The 18,291-nt window shown below is 43.0% G+C and carries 15 protein-coding genes; 8 read left to right on the top strand and 7 right to left on the bottom strand.

Annotated features, from left to right (window positions below; all coding sequences use genetic code 11):
• Nucleotides 1-158 precede the first annotated feature (158 nt).
• The 7 genes from ppiD to bolA all read right to left on the bottom strand — a co-directional run bounded on the left by ppiD (nucleotide 159) and on the right by bolA (nucleotide 9,612).
• Entirely contained in the window at nucleotides 159-2,039 is a 1,881-nt protein-coding gene (gene ppiD / locus Xedl_RS05775; RefSeq protein ID WP_074022872.1) for a peptidylprolyl isomerase, read from the bottom strand.
• A 174-nt stretch (nucleotides 2,040-2,213) separates the two neighbouring features.
• Nucleotides 2,214-2,489, bottom strand: a complete 276-nt coding sequence (gene hupB, locus Xedl_RS05770) for a nucleoid-associated protein HU-beta (RefSeq protein WP_167366715.1) — start codon at nucleotides 2,487-2,489, stop codon at nucleotides 2,214-2,216.
• Nucleotides 2,490-2,721: 232 nt separating this feature from the next.
• Complete coding sequence (lon, locus tag Xedl_RS05765) at nucleotides 2,722-5,076, bottom strand: endopeptidase La (protein ID WP_074022870.1); 2,355 nt, start codon at nucleotides 5,074-5,076, stop codon at nucleotides 2,722-2,724.
• A 206-nt stretch (nucleotides 5,077-5,282) separates the two neighbouring features.
• The gene (gene clpX, locus Xedl_RS05760) at nucleotides 5,283-6,554 is read right to left on the bottom strand and encodes an ATP-dependent protease ATP-binding subunit ClpX (RefSeq protein WP_074022869.1); all 1,272 of its coding nucleotides are present in this window, start codon (nucleotides 6,552-6,554) and stop codon (nucleotides 5,283-5,285) included.
• Nucleotides 6,555-6,696: 142 nt separating this feature from the next.
• Nucleotides 6,697-7,320: an ATP-dependent Clp endopeptidase proteolytic subunit ClpP gene (gene clpP, locus Xedl_RS05755; protein WP_074019295.1), complete on the bottom strand. Its 624-nt coding sequence runs from the start codon at nucleotides 7,318-7,320 to the stop codon at nucleotides 6,697-6,699.
• Nucleotides 7,321-7,592: 272 nt separating this feature from the next.
• A complete protein-coding gene (gene tig, locus Xedl_RS05750) occupies nucleotides 7,593-8,897 on the bottom strand; it encodes a trigger factor (RefSeq protein ID WP_074022868.1) in 1,305 nt (434 codons plus the stop codon).
• Between the two features lie 391 nt (nucleotides 8,898-9,288).
• Nucleotides 9,289-9,612 carry a transcriptional regulator BolA gene (gene bolA, locus Xedl_RS05745; protein ID WP_074022867.1) on the bottom strand — a complete coding sequence of 108 codons (324 nt, stop codon included), beginning with the start codon at nucleotides 9,610-9,612 and terminating at the stop codon, nucleotides 9,289-9,291.
• 249 nt (nucleotides 9,613-9,861) lie between these two features.
• On the opposite strand from bolA, the gene Xedl_RS05740 reads away from it, so the two are divergent.
• The 8 genes from Xedl_RS05740 (at nucleotide 9,862) to cyoE (ending at nucleotide 18,238) form a co-directional block, all read left to right on the top strand.
• Entirely contained in the window at nucleotides 9,862-10,449 is a 588-nt protein-coding gene (locus Xedl_RS05740) for a lipoprotein (RefSeq protein ID WP_074022866.1), read from the top strand.
• Between the two features lie 71 nt (nucleotides 10,450-10,520).
• A complete protein-coding gene (ampG, locus tag Xedl_RS05735; RefSeq protein ID WP_074022865.1) occupies nucleotides 10,521-12,050 on the top strand; it encodes a muropeptide MFS transporter AmpG in 1,530 nt (509 codons plus the stop codon).
• A gap of 277 nt (nucleotides 12,051-12,327) precedes the next feature.
• On the top strand, nucleotides 12,328-13,095 hold the full coding sequence (locus Xedl_RS05730; protein ID WP_074022864.1) for a nucleoside-specific channel-forming Tsx family protein: 768 nt from the start codon (nucleotides 12,328-12,330) through the stop codon (nucleotides 13,093-13,095).
• A gap of 350 nt (nucleotides 13,096-13,445) precedes the next feature.
• Nucleotides 13,446-14,411, top strand: a complete 966-nt coding sequence (gene cyoA, locus Xedl_RS05725) for a cytochrome o ubiquinol oxidase subunit II (protein WP_074022863.1) — start codon at nucleotides 13,446-13,448, stop codon at nucleotides 14,409-14,411.
• Between the two features lie 4 nt (nucleotides 14,412-14,415).
• The gene (cyoB, locus tag Xedl_RS05720; RefSeq protein ID WP_074022862.1) at nucleotides 14,416-16,398 is read left to right on the top strand and encodes a cytochrome o ubiquinol oxidase subunit I; all 1,983 of its coding nucleotides are present in this window, start codon (nucleotides 14,416-14,418) and stop codon (nucleotides 16,396-16,398) included.
• Nucleotides 16,398-17,009, top strand: a complete 612-nt coding sequence (locus tag Xedl_RS05715) for a cytochrome o ubiquinol oxidase subunit III (RefSeq protein WP_074022861.1) — start codon at nucleotides 16,398-16,400, stop codon at nucleotides 17,007-17,009. Before cyoB ends, Xedl_RS05715 begins: the two co-directional genes overlap by 1 nt.
• Nucleotides 17,009-17,341 carry a cytochrome o ubiquinol oxidase subunit IV gene (locus Xedl_RS05710; RefSeq protein WP_074022860.1) on the top strand — a complete coding sequence of 111 codons (333 nt, stop codon included), beginning with the start codon at nucleotides 17,009-17,011 and terminating at the stop codon, nucleotides 17,339-17,341. The genes Xedl_RS05715 and Xedl_RS05710 overlap by 1 nt, the downstream gene beginning before the upstream one ends.
• A gap of 12 nt (nucleotides 17,342-17,353) precedes the next feature.
• On the top strand, nucleotides 17,354-18,238 hold the full coding sequence (gene cyoE, locus Xedl_RS05705; protein WP_074022859.1) for a heme o synthase: 885 nt from the start codon (nucleotides 17,354-17,356) through the stop codon (nucleotides 18,236-18,238).
• Nucleotides 18,239-18,291: the final 53 nt, after the last annotated feature.

Genomic DNA, 18,291 nt, shown 5'->3' with positions numbered 1-18,291 from the left:
TCTCTCCATGTTTTATTGGTGCATGTTTTGTTGGTGAAAGAAAGATTGCCACAACAATATTTTTGGGCAACAAGCAAGATTTGGATATGCGAAAGGCCACGAGAGTGGCCTTTTTCAATTACTATTTTGCAAAAACAGATGCGAGTAGCTTCGCAATTTTAATCCAGTTGACCGAATTTAATATCCGCATTGTCACGTAAATTCATTATCAGTGACTCCAGCATGATATTACCTGTCTGATATTGATAACCCGCCATATATTGTTTGAGCAGATCATCGGTAACAGATCCCGGAACCACTTTATCTAATTGGATAAGTACAGCGTTACCCAGTTCATCTTGGGCTAATCCATATACAGGTTTACCCTCTTTAGGATGAGGTAACGTGAATGCCACATCGGTAGCCTGATTGGTTTGTGATAGATGTTTTATCACGGTAGGTTGCTCAAACTGAATTCCCGCAGCTTTCAATGCTGGCTCACCTTTGCCCTCTTTCAGAGTAGCCAGTAATTTTTCACTTTCAATTTGAAGTTGCTTTTCTGCTTTCTGACGTTTCACCAATTCAGTAACTTCAGGTTTAGCCTGTTCAAATGATTGGACTGTCTCAGGCTTCACGTCGTCAACACGCAGAATAAAAGCTCTGTCACCTTCAACCGAAATGACATCAGAGTTAATTCCTGTCGCCCCTTTGTCATCAATCAAATTGCCAGAGAAAATAGCCTGAACAACTTGGTTGAAATTAATGTCAGTCGGAACATGATCGCGATCAAACCAGTCAGTGATCACAGCTTGATAACCTGCTGCTTTTTCTGCTGCTGTTAAAGATTCATTATCATTCGCTGCCGCATCACTCACTTTTCTCTGTAATGCATAGAACGCATCAATCGCTTTTTCCTGCTTAACAATTTTTCCTATTTCCGGGCTTACATCAGTCAATGGTTTGACTTCCTGGGGCTTAATATCATCTAAACGGAAAATTGCATATCCATGAGATAATTTGACCACATCAGAAAGTTGCCCCTTCTGTGTCAAATTCACCGATTTGAGTTCATTAGGCAAAGAACTTTCTTCCATCCACCCCAAATCGCCCCCCTTTTGAGCAGAAAATTTGTCAGTCGATTTTTCTGACGCTAATTGACTAAAATCAGCCCCTTTCTTTAATTCATCCAAAACCGATTTAGCGGCAGAGTCTGAATCCAGTTGAATAAAACTGTACTTCTTCTGTTCAGGCTTAGTGTATTTTGCCAGGTTGTTTTTATAATATTTTTCAATATCAACATCAGATACAGTGACATTTTTCAGTTCATTAGCTGCATCCATTTTGATGTAACTAACTTTTACTTTTTCCGGCACAGTGAAATTCTTACTATGTGCGTCATAGTATTTTTTCAGCTCTTCATCGGTAACTGTCTGCTTCTCTTCAATTGACTTCAATTCAAGAGTCGCAAAACGCACTGTCCTTTCTTGCAGAAGTAATGCCGCTTCCTGTCTTATTTCTGGCGGCAATGCAATTTCCGCACCTATAACAATTTGATTTAACTGACGATTAATCAGTTCCTGACGAACCTGTTCCGCAAAACTATCGGGACTAATGTTTGAATGGGCAAGCCAGCTTAAATACTCCTGATATTTGTTGTTATCAAATTGGCCGTCAGTCTGGAGAAACGGTAGATTACGTATCTCCTGGGCAACCTGATTATCGCTTGCTGATAAACCCAGCTTACGGGCATATTGTTCAATCAAAGTAGCATTGTTCAATCTCTCCAATGATTGGCGCCGAAGCTGCTGTAGCATCTGTTCATCGCTTAACAAAGTTGAGAATTCATCTCCCAGCTTTTCCTGCTGAGCATTTTTTTCTTGTAAAAATGCCTGCTCTAGCTGAGCACGACTAATGGTTTGGCCATTCACTTTGGCAGCATAACTACCACTTTCGCTTGACAGGTAACCAGTTACCCCCGTCACCAAGAAAGTCAGGATAATTAGAGCCAACACAATTTTGAGCACAGGACCGTTCGCCGCCGTGCGTAGGTTGTCCATCATAAAGACGTAAAACTCCGCTTTAGTGAAAAAGAAACTGTCATATTACGACAATTCAAACGCTAAGAGAAAAAAAGCGCACCAACCAATTGATGCGCTTATATTCTAGCCTATCAACACACCCTAGTCAGTTGAAGTTTATTGCAATAACAAAAACCAGGGGCTGTTTCCTGCTCATTAGCCATTAACAGCGTCTTTTAAACCCTTTCCAGCTCGGAAAGCAGGTACTTTTGCTGCTGCGATCTTGATTTCCTTGCCTGTCTGAGGGTTGCGTCCTGTACGTGCAGCACGCTCACGTACAGTAAACGTACCGAACCCCACTAAAGCGACATCATCACCATTTTTCAATGCACCAGATACGGAAGAAATGAATGCATCTACTACACGTCCGGCTGCTGCCTTAGAAATATTGGCATCAGCAGCAATTTTGTCGATCAGTTGTGACTTATTCACTCTTGTCATCCCCATTTTAATATTACTATCGTTACAGAAACCGATTTACAACAGATAACACGGCAGTTGTACCGTTATATCAATCCTTTTCCAGTATTAGCAAGAAATCATAGAACAGCAAAATTTTTAATCAGATAATTAGACTAATCTAACTTAATAACATAAAAAAAGGCTGGCAAGCCTGAATTTACTCACCAACCTCAATTTTATACACAGTCCTTGAGTTAGCTCACTATTTTAGTGATACTACTTCTGCGCCAAATGCGGGTTCCTGCAAAGCGATAGATAAAACATCTTCTATACGCTTAACGGGATGGATCTCCAAATCTTGGATCACATTCTGTGGGATCTCTTCCAGATCTCGTTTATTGTCATCTGGGATCAAAACCGTTTTAATTCCCCCACGATGCGCTGCCAGCAGTTTCTCTTTTAGGCCACCTATTGGCAGAACTAAACCACGCAGAGTAATTTCCCCTGTCATGGCTACGTCAGCACGCACTGGATTTCCCGTCAGGCAAGAAACTAATGCTGTGCACATTGCAATACCTGCACTTGGACCATCTTTTGGCGTCGCTCCTTCCGGTACATGAACATGAATATCACGTTTCTCATGGAAATCAGAGCTGATACCCAGTTTATCAGCACGAGCACGAACCACTGTCAATGCCGCCTGGATGGATTCCTGCATTACTTCACCCAATGAACCGGTATAAGTCAACTTACCTTTACCTGGTACACTGGCTGTTTCAATCGTCAGCAAATCACCACCTACTTCTGTCCACGCCAGACCAGTTACCTGACCAACTCGATTTTCTGTATCAGCACGGCCATAATCCACTTTCTGCACACCCAGATAATTTTTCAAGTTATCTGCATTAATTTCGATGTGCTTAAGTTTCTTATCCATCAGTAATGCTTTGACTGCTTTACGACACAATTTAGAGATTTCACGCTCCAAACTACGAACGCCAGCCTCACGAGTGTAGTAACGGATAATGCCAATAATTGCCCCATCATCGATAGTTAATTCGTCTTTCTTCAGAGCGTTACGCTCGATCTGTTTTGGTAGCAGATGACGTTTGGCAATATTCAGTTTTTCATCTTCGGTATAGCCCGATAGACGAATGACTTCCATACGATCCAGCAGTGGAGCAGGAATATTCATGGAGTTAGATGTTGCCACGAACATGACATCGGAGAGATCGTAATCAACTTCGAGATAATGATCGTTAAATGCTACGTTTTGTTCAGGATCAAGCACCTCTAACAATGCTGAAGCTGGGTCGCCACGCATATCGGATGACATTTTGTCGATTTCATCCAACAGAAACAACGGATTTTTAACCCCTACCTTGGACATTTTCTGAATTAATTTGCCCGGCATGGAACCAATATAGGTACGGCGATGACCTCGGATCTCTGCTTCATCACGTACGCCACCCAATGCCATACGCACATACTTACGTCCAGTTGCACGGGCGATAGAACGGCCCAATGAGGTTTTACCCACACCAGGAGGCCCTACCAAACAAAGTATTGGCCCCTTAAGCTTGCTAACGCGGCTCTGTACCGCAAGATATTCCAGAATACGCTCTTTGACACGCTCCAAACCATAATGGTCTATATCCAGCACTTCCTGAGCTTTTACTAAATCTTTTTTTACCTTGCTACGTGAAACCCAAGGAACTTGCACCATCCAGTCAATGTAACTACGAACAACCGTTGCTTCAGCCGACATCGGAGACATCATCTTTAATTTCTGCAATTCAGCTTCGGCTTTTTCGCGTGCCTCTTTCGGCATGTTCGCGTCTTCGATCTTGCGTTTCAGCGTCTCATATTCATCAGGTGCATCATCCATCTCACCTAACTCTTTCTGGATCGCTTTCATTTGCTCATTCAGGTAGTACTCGCGCTGGCTTTTTTCCATCTGTTTTTTAACGCGATTACGGATACGTTTTTCTACCTGTAACAGATCGATTTCTGATTCCATCATGGCTATCAGATATTCAATGCGCTCAACAACATTAGACATTTCTAGAACTGTCTGCTTGTCGTTGATTTTCAAAGGCATATGTGCAGCGATGGTATCTGCCAGTTTTGCCGCATCTTCAATACTGTGTAACGATGTCAGTACTTCTGGTGGGATCTTTTTATTCAGTTTGACATAACCTTCAAACTGGTTAATTACTGTTCTTACCAGAACTTCTTGCTCACGTTCATCAACGTCAGGGGATTCAAGGTGTTCAACTTGTGCATAAAAATATTCGCCATTATCCGTCAAGGTGGTAATGCGAGCACGCTGCAAGCCTTCAACCAGAACTTTTACTGTACCATCTGGCAACTTTAACATCTGTAAAACAGAAGCCACTGTGCCTACGGAGAAAAGATCATTAACTCCCGGCTCATCAGTAGATGCTTCTTTTTGCGCGACCAACATGACTTGTTTGTCATGCTCCATTGCTGCTTCCAGGCAATGAATCGACTTCTCACGCCCAACAAACAGAGGGATCACCATATGTGGGTAAACCACTACATCGCGCAAAGGCAATACAGGGATTTCTATGCGTTCGGAACGCTCAGGATTCATAGAGCTCTCTCTTCGTTTAGCTTTCGCCAGTTTTAGGAATCTCGTGAAACACGGTTTTCACGAGTTTCACTTCAAAGAATATAAAATATATGGGGACAGGAATCTGACATTCAATAGCCTATATCTGCAAAAAACAAAATGAGGGAGAATCCCTCATTTGTTTTTTTCAATGCGTATTGATAATCGGCGCTTCCTACTCCATTTCGTCACTCACCAGAAACTTGGGCATCCGGCTTGCTATATATCAATAATGGTGCGGAATTATCTTCAACAACCGTTTCATCAACGACAACTTTCTCTACATGTTCCATCGATGGTAGATCGTACATTGTATCCAGTAAAACCCCCTCAACAATTGAACGAAGACCACGAGCACCCGTTTTACGCGCCATTGCTTTTTTCGCTATGGCAGTCAATGCTTCTTTTCTGAACTCCAGTTCAACACCCTCAAGGTTAAACAGGGCCTGATACTGTTTGGTCAGCGCATTTTTGGGTTCCTGTAGGATCTGAATCAATGCTTCTTCACTAAGTTCAGTCAGTGTTGCCACCACTGGCAGACGACCAATAAATTCAGGAATTAACCCAAATTTAATTAAATCTTCCGGTTCAACCTCAGACAGCAACTCACCTTCTGTGGCTTTCTCTGATTCACCCCTAACTGTAGCACTGAAACCAATACCTGAGCTGACATTCAAACGCTGGCTGACAACTTTATCCAAGCCGGCAAACGCACCGCCACAGATAAACAGAATTTTGGAAGTATCAACTTGCAAGAATTCCTGCTGTGGGTGCTTACGGCCACCTTGAGGAGGAACCGCAGCCACAGTGCCTTCAATCAGTTTTAACAGAGCCTGCTGAACCCCTTCTCCTGATACATCGCGAGTAATTGATGGGTTATCAGATTTACGGGAAATTTTATCTATTTCATCAATATACACGATACCACGTTGTGCTTTCTGCACATCGTAGTCACATTTTTGCAGAAGTTTCTGGATAATATTTTCTACATCTTCCCCAACATAACCCGCTTCGGTTAATGTCGTGGCGTCAGCCATCGTAAACGGAACGTCTAAATAACGAGCCAATGTCTCTGCCAGCAACGTTTTACCGCTACCTGTCGGGCCAATCAACAGAATATTACTTTTGCCGAGTTCCACACCGTTCGTGGAATCACCATTACGCAATCTCTTGTAATGGTTATAAACCGCAACTGCTAACACTTTTTTCGCTGTTTCCTGGCCGATAACATAATCATCCAGATGTTGGCGAATTTCATGAGGGGTAGGCAATGTGCTACGCTCACGATGTGGTATCAGCTCTTTAATTTCTTCGCGAATGATATCGTTACATAAATCGACACATTCATCGCAGATATACACTGACGGGCCGGCTATTAATTTCCGTACTTCATGTTGGCTTTTCCCGCAGAAAGAGCAATACAGCAGCTTTCCTGAACCGTCTTTGCGCTTATCTGTCATCAGTCAACCTCACTTTATGAACTGTTATCCCAGTTTGTCCGGCATAACAGAAAAAACGCTATTACTCCGCCTAGTTTGGCGCCAACATCAAAAAACGCTCAGAGCAAAGGTAGCACCGGAGTAATAAAGTAATTATTAATAATTAGCTGCGCTGGGTGAATATACTATCAACCAACCCGTATTCTACGGACTCTTCGGCTGACAAGAAACGATCGCGTTCTGTATCCTTAACGATCTTCTCAAGGGGCTGTCCGGTATGTTGCGCCATCAATTCGTTCATACGCGCTTTAACCTTGAGTATTTCCTGCGCATGGATCTCAATGTCAGTCGCCTGTCCCTGGAAACCACCTAGTGGCTGGTGAATCATAACCCTAGAGTTTGGCAGACAGAAACGCTTCCCTTTTGCTCCAGCGGTCAGCAGGAATGCCCCCATTGAACAGGCCTGCCCCATACAAATTGTGCTCACATCTGGTTTGATAAACTGCATCGTGTCATAAATAGACATGCCTGCCGTGATAACCCCACCAGGTGAGTTGATATATAAATGAATATCTTTTTCTGGGTTTTCTGCTTCCAAGAATAGCATTTGGGCAACGATCAAGTTCGCCATATGATCTTCAACAGGCCCAGTCAGAAAAATAATACGATCCTTTAATAGGCGGGAGAATATATCAAATGCACGCTCACCACGTGCTGTTTGTTCAACCACCATCGGCACCAAAGACATGTTAGGTGCATATTGATCTTGCTTGCCACTGTATGACATTTCCGTCTCCTAATAGAACTCACGCTGGTGCCATTCATAACTGATTCTACTTGAGATAAGCGATGATGACCATGATCCAAGGTTAACCAACAAGGGGCTTTTCCCCCTCTAAAAAGTAGTAAGCCCTTACATAATAGTAAGAAAGGATATGAGGTTAAATCTGTTTTTTTCAAGAACAATAAAAAAAACCCGCAAGCATAGCCTGCGGGTTTACTTAGGTTCACTTCATTGAGAGTGAGGTTTCATCATCTCAGGCAATCAATAAATGAAACTTATGCCAATTGATTTTGATTCATCAGTTCATTGAAGCCAGTTTCTTTTTCAGAAACTTTCGCTTTGCCCAGAACAAGTTCAACAGCCTGCTCTTCCAGAGCAATGTTGCGAATATTGTTCATCATTTCTTTATTTTTGCTGTAGTATTCAACAACTTCTTTTGGATCTTCATAAGCTGTAGCCATCTCTTCGATCAACGCAGTAACGCGATCTTCTTCGACTTTCAGCTCATGGCTGCTGATAACTTCGCCTAACAGCAAGCCAACAACAACGCGGTGTTTAGCCTGCTCTTCGAACAATTCACGTGGCAGTTCCAGTGCTTGTTTTTCGCTACCACCAAAACGCTGGGCAGCCTGACGACGCAGTACATCGATTTCACTATCAATAACAGCCGCAGGAACTTCAATTTCGTTAGCCTCAACCAGACCGTTCAGCACCTGAGTTTTGATGTTGTTACGAATAGCATTTTTCAGTTCACGTTCCATGTTCTTGCGAACTTCAGCACGTAAACCTTCAACAGTGCTATCAGCAATACCAAAACGCTTGATGAACTCTTCAGTCAGTTCTGGCAGTTCACGCTGTTCAACTTTTTTCAAGTTGATCTCGAATTTCGCCGCTTTACCTTTCAGATTTTCTGCATGGTAATCTTCTGGGAAAGTCACCTCGATAGTAAATTCTTCACCTGCTTTATGACCAACGATACCCTCTTCAAAACCTGGGATCATACGGCCCTGGCCCATTGCCAGAACGAAATCAGTTGATTTACCGCCTTCGAATTCTTCACCATCAATGGAACCCGTGAAATCAACAGTTACACGATCTTCTGTAGCCGCTACTTCATCGATTTCTTTCCAATCTGCCTGCTGTTTACGCAGCGTATCCAGCATGTTGTCAACGTCTGCATCTTTTACTTCAACAACAGGTTTTTCAACTTCAATGTCTTCCAGACCTTTCAGCTCAATTTCTGGGTAAACTTCAAATTCAACTGCGTAAGTGAAGTTTTCACCTTCTTTAAACTGTTCAGGTTTGTAGCTTGGTGCGCCTGCTGGATTAATTTTCTGCTCAATGATCGCATTGATGAAATTACGCTGCATCAGATCACCCAGAACATCCTGAAGAACAGAAGCGCCATAACGCTGCTTAACGATCTTCATTGGCACTTTGCCTTTACGAAAACCGTCGATACGGACTTTCTTTGCTACATTAACCAGCTCACTGTTAACTGCTTTTTCGATATCGGCAGCAGGAACGGTGATTGACACACGACGCCCAAGGCCTTGAGTGGTTTCAACAGAAACTTGCATCTTGTTACCTCAAAAAAATCATAGTGCTCGGTCAACTTCAGAATGACTGCAATGCTTAAACAAGCTAATTACAGTATTCTTTAAGAACCGGGGCGGTCGCATTTAAAAACCGAGAATCCCTGTGATCAGAAGCGTCCCGAAACCATTCTAAAAATTTAGACGCAGCATTATAGCGACGCAGACAGGATGAGTCGAGAATTGCAGACAAAAGCATGCATGATTCGTTGACTTATGTGATAAACGTTGCTCAATGACTACGTCACAATATTGTTTATAGATACTGTTTATGCCATATGTATATAAGCAAAAATACAGCCCGAAGGCTGTTAGCAAAAATTAAATCTAGATTAATAAAGTAGAGGCAAACAAACTATGAGATTAGCTAAAAAAATCACAAGTTTGATGTTGTCGTACTTCCACCGCGACACGCCGGAGAAACCAAAACAGTGTCTGCTAGTTCTGCCCACTCCTTCTCCGTATAAGTATGTAGTGCCAAAGCATGTACACCTTCCTCTAATTCTTTAGCCAAGACGCTATATACTGAGCGGTGGCGATTAAGTATTCTTTGTTCAACAAATTCATTGCTTATAATAATAATTTTAAAATGGCTTTCAGAACCTGCTGGCACATTGTGACGATAACTTTCATCGATCACTTCCAGATGAGAAGGCTTAAATGCCGCCTGTAACTTTGTTTCTATTTCTTGACGAACCATCCCATTCTCCTAAATTACCAAAGGTTATTTATCAACCATATCTTTGATTCTAGATTATTTCCCGTGATTTATAACATCAAGGTAACCAAATCTCTTTAACAGAATTTACATCAGGTATTTCTCACAATATTTCAAACCGTGTTTCAATCATCAGGGATATGCCGCTACTAATGGCGATGCTATGATTACGGCAGTTTAAACTATCCGTATTAATATCGAGTATCCGAATCTTAAATTGAGAAAACCTAAATGCTAAAGAAAATATTTATTCCATTGATTACGCTTTTCTTTTTATCTGGGTTATCTGGCTGTGCAGACTCAGGCAACACATTAGCCATTCAACCCCAAATTACCCTGCCCCCCGCCGATCCAACCATGAAAGCGATCACCGTCGCTATTAGTGGGGTCGACCATCGTCAATCTCAAGCTCTGGCTCAAATTAATCGTAATGCACGATTAGTTACGTTGGTTCCTTCCCGCGATTTACGTTTCTTACTACAAGAAGCACTGGAAAAGCAAATGGTAGCGCGTGGCTATATGATTGGTTCTCCCGCTAATGCCAATTTGCAGGTCATTGTTAATCAACTCTATGCCAATGTGAAAGAAGGCAGTCTTCGTCATGATATTTCAGCCAAAGCTGAAATCTCTATCATTGCTTATGCCCAAGATGGCAGTAAACAAATCAAAAATTATCGCACCAGCTACAATGCTCAGGGACCATTGACAGCAACAAACGCCAAAATTGCTGATGCAGTCAATACTGTCTTATCTGATGTGATCGCAGACATGGCTCAGGATGCATCAATCAGTACATTTATCAAACAAAACGTCCACTAACAGGACAACGAATAAATTTTCTGCCTAATTCTGACAATATTAGATAATATGCAGAAAGTTTTGGGAGGCCCATGACTAACCACCGTTATTTAAACCTATCTGCATTACGCAACTATCGAACCCTTCTATTACTGGGCTTTGCCTCAGGCCTGCCTCTTGCCCTCACGGCTGGAACGTTACAAGCATGGATGACTGTCGAAAACGTTGATATCCGAACCATCGGTTTTTTCACGTTGGTTGGTCAAGCCTATGTTTTTAAGTTTCTCTGGGCACCCGCAATGGATCGATATACCCCCTCCTTTTTAGGACGCCGACGGGGGTGGATGCTCGCTACTCAACTTTTGTTGATCGCCAGTATTGCAGCAATGGGATTCCTGCAACCGTCTCAGCATTTATGGTGGCTTGCGGCATTGGCTGTTGTTGTTGCATTCTTCTCAGCTTCCCAAGATATTATTTTTGATGCCTATAAGACCGACTTATTATCACAGGAAGAACGAGGATCAGGTGCCGCCATTTCCGTATTGGGTTATCGGTTAGCTATGCTGGTTTCGGGTGGATTAGCCTTGTTACTCGCCACCTATATTGGCTGGCAAAATATGTATTGGGTTATGGCCGGATTGATGTTAATTGGGGTTTATGCCACGCTTACAGCCAAAGAACCCGAAATCAATACAGCACCACCAAAAACACTGCATCAGGCAGTATTCGAACCATTGTTTGATTTTTTCAGCCGCAACAATGCCTGGCTTATCCTGCTATTGATTGTACTGTACAAACTAACCGATGCTTTTGCTCTCTCACTCAGCACACCTTTCCTTATTCGTGGTGTTGGTTTCAGTCCGGCTGAAGTCGGTATGATCAACAAAACCCTCGGACTCGCTGCAACTATTGTCGGCGCATTGTACGGCGGTTATTTGATGCATCGGCTTAGCTTGTTCCGTGCCCTGATGATCTTTGGCATTCTTCAAACTGTTTCAAATTTCGGTTATTGGATACTGGCCATTACCCCTAAAGACATCTACCTGATGGGGACGGCGATTTTTCTGGAAAATATCTGTGGCGGTATGGGAACAGCGGCTTTTGTTGCTCTTTTAATGACCTTATGTAATAAATCATTTTCAGCAACACAGTTCGCGTTGCTTTCTGCATTATCCGCAGTTGGCCGAGTTTATGTTGGTCCGGTAGCAGGGTGGTTTGCAGAAGCCTATGGCTGGCCAATGTTCTATCTATTTTCTGTTGTTATTGGATTACCGGGGCTTGTGTTGTTGTTTGTCTGCCGTAAAACACTGGCTTATACCCAGCAAAATGATGACTTTTTGCCTCGGACACTATTTAAGAACGCTTATAAATTTGCCTTTGGGATCATGATATTAGCCGCCCTGATATTCATAGTTTGGTTAATTATCAGTAGCGTACTGTTTATCATCACTCATTTAGTACCTCTGGTGTACACTATATCGCCAGAATACAGATTATATCTGCATGAAGTTGGTGAGTGGATATCTCCACTGTTATCCTGGAGTGTAATCATTGGCACCTTGGGCTTTCTTTTAGGTGGAATATTAGATTATTTGGCTTTAAAGAAAAGTAGGCTCGCTTAGTTCACTATTCCCATTCAACGCCTTTTTCACACCTGCCTACAGCAGAAGGCTGACAAAGTTCAGCCTTCTGTTACCAGTTTATATTGCTGGCTTATCTGGTTTATATAGTGACAAACTTCACAAGAAGCGTAAAAACCTACCATTAGGTGGCCTGAAAAACATTTTTTTCAAAGTGAAATTATTTATATTTGAACTAACAAATATTATTATTTGAACGTAATTATTTCGAACTATTCGAAATATCGTTAATCACCTTAAAACCATATAAAGGGAATTTATGAAAAGACGTATTTTGACACTCACCGCAGTTGCCGCCGCCTTAGTTTCTGCTTCAGCCAGCGCGGAATACCAGTGGGGGTTTGGCAATGTCAGCATGAATTACCTAGACTGGAGCAAACATACCACTCATAAAACCGGACAAACCTCACATAAGGATGATTTTGCTTATTTAGAACTGGAAGGCGGGGCAGGGTTTAGCTGGGGCGAACTCTATGGTTTCGCTGACTTAGAGAATCCTTTTAACAGTAAAACAGCCCAACCGGGTGATAACCAACGTTATACTTTCAAAACAACAGGCCGTTTCTATCTGGGTGATACAGGTTTCAACCTTTATGGTCATGTTTATGGAACCTATTCATTGCCAGGCAAAGCAAACGGTGGCAACTTCCATGAAGTTAATACACTCTATGGATTAGGCTATAATGCAAATATTGCTGGCTTGTGGTTCAAACCTTTTGTCGCACTGCATTATGTTGACCAAACATTCTATTCAGGCAATAACGGTTATGTCGTAGGCTGGGTTGCAGGATACGATTTCAATCTTTGGGAACAAAAATTCAGTGTTACAAACTGGAATGAAATTGAATTGAACCGCAATGAACGCTACGGCAACGGCGGGCGCGAAGGTATTAATGGCGCAATTGCATTATGGTGGACTCCGCATCCTTCTTTTACAACCGGAGTTCAATACCGTTATGCGGATAACAAACTGGGAGAAGACTTCTTACAGGATGGTATTGTTTACAGTGTAAAATATAACTTCTAATAACTAGTTTAATCGATGAGCAGCCTGATGCTGCTCATTAAAACCGATAAACAACAGTTATCCTATCAATAAAAAAGTATATTCTTATAATTTTTCTTTTATTTTTATCAAATTTTTTCTTTTTAAAATAGAGGGTTATTGTAAATTAATTGTTTATTTTGATTTTTTGGTTAAGATAACCAACCGAAATTAACGTTTTGTTAAATTTAGAATCACATGTGATCCCTCTAACATAAAAAGCCCACAAGCCAACCTGCTTCTATTACAATTGTTTACACTCCGGTAACCTTACCGTAGAATGCCCGCACTGATGAAACGACAATAAAGCTTTTGTTATCTGGGGTCGCTCAATGAGACTTATGAAATACAAAAAAACTATTGGGTTATCGTCATTACTCGCAGCCTCCTTAATGCTAGGTGGTTGTGATATGGTATTGATGAATCCCAAAGGGGCGATCGGCGTCGAACAAAAAACGCTGATACTGACAGCGTTTGGTTTAATGCTGATCGTTGTTATACCGGCTATTGTAATGGCAATCATTTTTGCCTTACGTTACCGGGAAGCCAATAAATCTGCAACTTATCGTCCAAACTGGGCACACTCAAATAAAATTGAGCTTGTCGTTTGGACTGTGCCTATCCTGATTATCATCACCTTGGCGACGATTACATGGAAAACGACACATGAACTCGATCCATATAAGCCATTAGACAGTGATGTCAAACCGGTAACGATTGAAGTTATTTCCCTTGACTGGAAATGGCTGTTTATCTATCCGGAACAGGGTATCGCAACCGTAAATGAAATTGTATTCCCTAAAGATGTTCCAATTAACTTCAAAATCACCTCAGACTCTGTGATGAATTCTTTCTTCATCCCACAGTTGGGTGGTCAGATTTATGCAATGGCGGGTATGCAGACAAAACTGCACCTGATTGCTAACTCAGCGGGTAAATACGATGGATTCTCAGCAAGTTACAGTGGTCATGGCTTCTCAGGCATGAAATTCACTGCAACAGCGACGGATGATCGTGCAGGTTTTGAAGAGTGGGTGCAGAAAGTTAAAGCATCATCTAAGACTCTGAATACCGTACAAGCATTCAATGAGTTGGCTAAACCTAGCCAAAACAACCCTGTTGAATACTTCTCAAGCGTGAAACCAAAACTGTTCCAAGAGACTATTGACAAATTCATGGGTGATATGGGCCATGCCGGTATGTTTGGTATGTCTGGTCACGGCAAAACAGAACATGGTAAAGCTGCGGATCATAATATGAATATGAGTCAGCCGGCTCATTCAGGTGTTGAGGAATAAAGGCATGTGGGGAAAATTAACACTGGATGCGGTCCCATTACATGAACCCATTATTGTGGTGACATTACTTGGGATCTTGCTTGGGGGACTGGTAGTTGTTGGTTCCTTGACTTATTTCCGTAAATGGAAATGGCTTTGGAGTGAATGGTTAACCAGCGTTGACCATAAGAAAATTGGTGTCATGTACATCGTCGTTGCCATGGTGATGATGCTCCGTGGTTTCGCTGACGCCATCATGATGCGTGGACAGCAAGCCCTAGCTTCTGCTGGTGAAGCCGGTTTCCTGCCCCCGCACCATTATGATCAGATCTTCACCGCTCACGGCGTTATCATGATCTTCTTTATGGCAATGCCTTTCGTTGTCGGCCTGATGAACATTGTTGTTCCTCTGCAAATCGGTGCTCGCGACGTTGCATTCCCATTCCTGAACTCTTTGAGCTTCTGGTTATTTGTTGTCGGTGTTGCACTGATCAACATCTCTCTGGGAGTAGGTGAGTTTGCACAAACCGGTTGGTTAGCATATCCGCCTCTATCTGGCCTGGAATACAACCCAGGTGTTGGTGTTGACTACTGGATATGGAGTCTTCAGCTCTCTGGTGTCGGTACCTTGCTGACGGGTGTTAACTTCTTCGTGACTATCCTGCGCATGCGTGCACCAGGTATGTCCATGATGAAAATGCCCGTCTTCACTTGGGCTTCACTGTGTACCAACATTCTTATTATTGCTGCGTTCCCAATCCTGACAGTAACCATCGCGTTGCTAACCCTGGATCGTTATCTGGGCACCCATTTCTTTACCAACGATATGGGCGGCAACATGATGATGTACATCAACCTGATCTGGGCTTGGGGTCATCCTGAAGTTTACATTCTGGTGCTACCTGTCTTCGGTATTTTCTCCGAAGTCACCGCAACCTTCTCGAAGAAACGTCTGTTTGGTTATACCTCACTGGTGTGGGCGACAATTGTTATTACCATCCTGTCGTTCATTGTATGGTTGCACCACTTCTTCACCATGGGTTCTGGCGCGAACGTTAACGCCTTCTTTGGTATCGCCACGATGATTATCTCTATCCCAACTGGGGTTAAGATTTTCAACTGGCTGTTTACTATGTACCGTGGTCGTATTGAATTCAAAACCCCAATGCTGTGGACTGTTGGCTTCTTAGTTACCTTCTCCATTGGTGGTATGACGGGCGTTCTGCTGGCAGTACCAGGCGCAAACTTCGTTCTGCACAACAGTCTGTTCCTGATTGCTCACTTCCATAACGTTATCATCGGTGGTGTGGTCTTCGGCTGCTTCGCAGGTACAACTTACTGGTTCCCGAAAGCATTCGGCTTCACGCTGAATGAAAAATGGGGTGTCCGTGCATTCTGGTTCTGGATCACGGGTTTCTTCGTTGCCTTTATGCCGCTGTACGCATTGGGCTTTATGGGTATGACTCGTCGTCTGAGCCAGGATATCAACCCTGAATTCCATCCTCTGCTGGTTGTTGCAGCAGGCGGCGTGGTCTTAATTGCTTTGGGTATTCTGTGTCAGGTTATCCAGTTCTACGTCAGTATCCGTGACCGTGAGCAGAACCGTGATCTAACCGGTGATCCATGGGGTGGCCGTACTCTGGAATGGTCAACTTCATCTCCACCTCCGTTCTATAACTTTGCGGAAGTTCCACACATTCAGACTCGTGATGCGTGGTGGGATACGAAAGAAAAAGGCACTGAATATAAGCGTCCGGCTAAATATGAAGAAATTCATATGCCTAAAAATACCGGTGCCGGTGTGATCATTAGTGCTTTCTGTCTGACCTTAGGCTTTGCTTTGATCTGGCATATCTGGTGGATGGCTATCGCAAGTTTCGCTGGCATCATCATCAGTTGCATCGTGAAAAGCTTTGACGAAAACGTTGATTATTACGTTCCTGTAGCTGAAGTCGAGAAAGTTGAAAATCAGCGTTACGAAGATCTGAGAAAGGCAGGTGTGAAATAATGTCGACTCAAACCCTTAACAACACAGCCGCCCATGATACTCATGGGCACCACGATACGGGAGCCAACAAGGTATTTGGCTTCTGGGTCTACCTGATGAGTGACTTGATTCTGTTTGCAAGTCTGTTCGCTACCTACGCAGTGTTAGTTAACGGCACTGCGGGTGGCCCATCTGGTAAGGATATTTTTGAACTGCCATTTGTACTGGTAGAAACCTTTTTGCTGCTATTTAGTAGTATCACCTACGGTTTCGCCATGCTGTGCATGAATAAAGGTAAAGTTGCTCAGGTTAATTTGTGGCTATTCATTACCTTCCTGTTTGGCCTTGGCTTCGTTTCAATGGAAGTATATGAATTCCATAAACTGATCTCTGAAGGATTTGGCCCTGACCGTAGTGCGTTCCTGTCTGCCTTCTTCGCACTGGTTGCCACTCATGGTCTGCACGTCACCTTAGGCCTGATTTGGATCGTCATCCTGATGATTCAGGTTTCACGCCGTGGCCTGACTGATGTGAACCGTATGCGTCTGAACTGCCTGAGCCTGTTCTGGCACTTCCTTGACGTTGTATGGATCTGTGTATTTACTGTCGTTTATCTGATGGGGGCTATGTAATGAGTCATCCAAATACTTCTCATTCCGGCGCAAGCCACGGTAGCTTCAAAACCTATCTGATTGGTTTTGTTCTGTCAGTCATACTGACCGTGATCCCATTCTGGATGGTGATGGATGGCACGGCTTCACACAGCACCATTCTGGTGACAGTAGTCGCTATGGCTGTTATTCAGATCTTTATTCATTTCATCTGCTTCCTGCACATGAATACATCGTCTGAAGAGCGTTGGAACCTCGTTGCCTTAATCTTCACATTAGTGGTCATCGCTATCGTTGTTGTTGGCTCCCTGTGGATTATGTACAACCTGAACATCAATATGATGGTTGATTAAGGGTTGATTTGAATGATTAAGCAATACCTGCAAGTGACCAAACCAGGAATTATTTTCGGAAATCTAATTTCTGCGATTGGTGGTTTTCTACTCGCTTCCAAGGGCGTAATAGATTACCCCTTGTTCTTTGCAACGATGGTCGGGGTATCGCTGGTGGTAGCATCGGGTTGTGTATTCAACAACTATATCGACCGCGATATTGACCGTATCATGGAAAGAACGAAAGAAAGGGTCCTTGTGAAAGGGCTTATCGATCCGAAAATCAGCCTGATTTACGCCTCAGTGTTAGGTATTGCTGGCATAGTGCTGCTCTATGTAGCAGCCAATGTCTTAGCAATGCAGTTAGCTCTCATCGGATTTATCGTTTATGTTGGGGTTTATAGCCTCTACATGAAAAGAAAATCTGTTTATGGCACGCTGGTTGGTAGCCTGTCAGGCGCAGCACCTCCCGTGATTGGTTACTGTGCAGTAACAGGGCATTTCGATACAGGCGCGTTGATCTTATTACTGATCTTCAGTTTGTGGCAAATGCCCCACTCTTACGCCATTGCTATTTTTCGGTTCAAAGATTATCAAGCGGCCAACATCCCAGTATTACCTGTGATTAAAGGTATTTCTGTCGCGAAAAACCACATCACTTTGTATATTCTGGCCTTTATGATTGCTACTTTGATGCTGACTATCAGTGGTTATGCAGGTTATAAATACCTTATCGTAGCTGCCGCAGTGAGCATCTGGTGGTTGGGTATGGCATTATCAGGTTATAAGACCTCTGATGACCGTATTTGGGCCCGTAAGTTATTTCTGTTTTCTATCGTCGCTATCATGTCATTAAGCGTCATGATGTCTGTAGATTCAACAGCATCTCCAGAAAACCTGTTGACTTACGTCTGGTAATATTTAGATGGTAGGGTAAAACCTGCCATCTTTTCCCTTTCTTTTATCTCTAT

Source organism: Xenorhabdus eapokensis (assembly GCF_001908105.1).
This window is presented reverse-complemented; position numbering and strand designations above follow the sequence as displayed.

Bases quoted from the DNA above. Each gene is read 5' to 3' on its own strand.
- ppiD (WP_074022872.1), bottom strand. From the start codon at position 2,039: ATGATGGACAACCTACGCACGGCGGCGAACGGTCCTGTGCTCAAAATT.
- lon (WP_074022870.1), bottom strand. From the start codon at position 5,076: ATGAATCCTGAGCGTTCCGAACGCATAGAAATCCCTGTATTGCCTTTG.
- clpX (WP_074022869.1), bottom strand. From the start codon at position 6,554: ATGACAGATAAGCGCAAAGACGGTTCAGGAAAGCTGCTGTATTGCTCT.
- clpP (WP_074019295.1), bottom strand. From the start codon at position 7,320: ATGTCATACAGTGGCAAGCAAGATCAATATGCACCTAACATGTCTTTG.
- tig (WP_074022868.1), bottom strand. From the start codon at position 8,897: ATGCAAGTTTCTGTTGAAACCACTCAAGGCCTTGGGCGTCGTGTGTCA.
- bolA (WP_074022867.1), bottom strand. From the start codon at position 9,612: ATGGTTCGTCAAGAAATAGAAACAAAGTTACAGGCGGCATTTAAGCCT.
- Xedl_RS05740 (WP_074022866.1), top strand. From the start codon at position 9,862: ATGCTAAAGAAAATATTTATTCCATTGATTACGCTTTTCTTTTTATCT.
- ampG (WP_074022865.1), top strand. From the start codon at position 10,521: ATGACTAACCACCGTTATTTAAACCTATCTGCATTACGCAACTATCGA.
- Xedl_RS05730 (WP_074022864.1), top strand. From the start codon at position 12,328: ATGAAAAGACGTATTTTGACACTCACCGCAGTTGCCGCCGCCTTAGTT.
- cyoA (WP_074022863.1), top strand. From the start codon at position 13,446: ATGAGACTTATGAAATACAAAAAAACTATTGGGTTATCGTCATTACTC.
- cyoB (WP_074022862.1), top strand. From the start codon at position 14,416: ATGTGGGGAAAATTAACACTGGATGCGGTCCCATTACATGAACCCATT.
- Xedl_RS05715 (WP_074022861.1), top strand. From the start codon at position 16,398: ATGTCGACTCAAACCCTTAACAACACAGCCGCCCATGATACTCATGGG.
- Xedl_RS05710 (WP_074022860.1), top strand. From the start codon at position 17,009: ATGAGTCATCCAAATACTTCTCATTCCGGCGCAAGCCACGGTAGCTTC.
- cyoE (WP_074022859.1), top strand. From the start codon at position 17,354: ATGATTAAGCAATACCTGCAAGTGACCAAACCAGGAATTATTTTCGGA.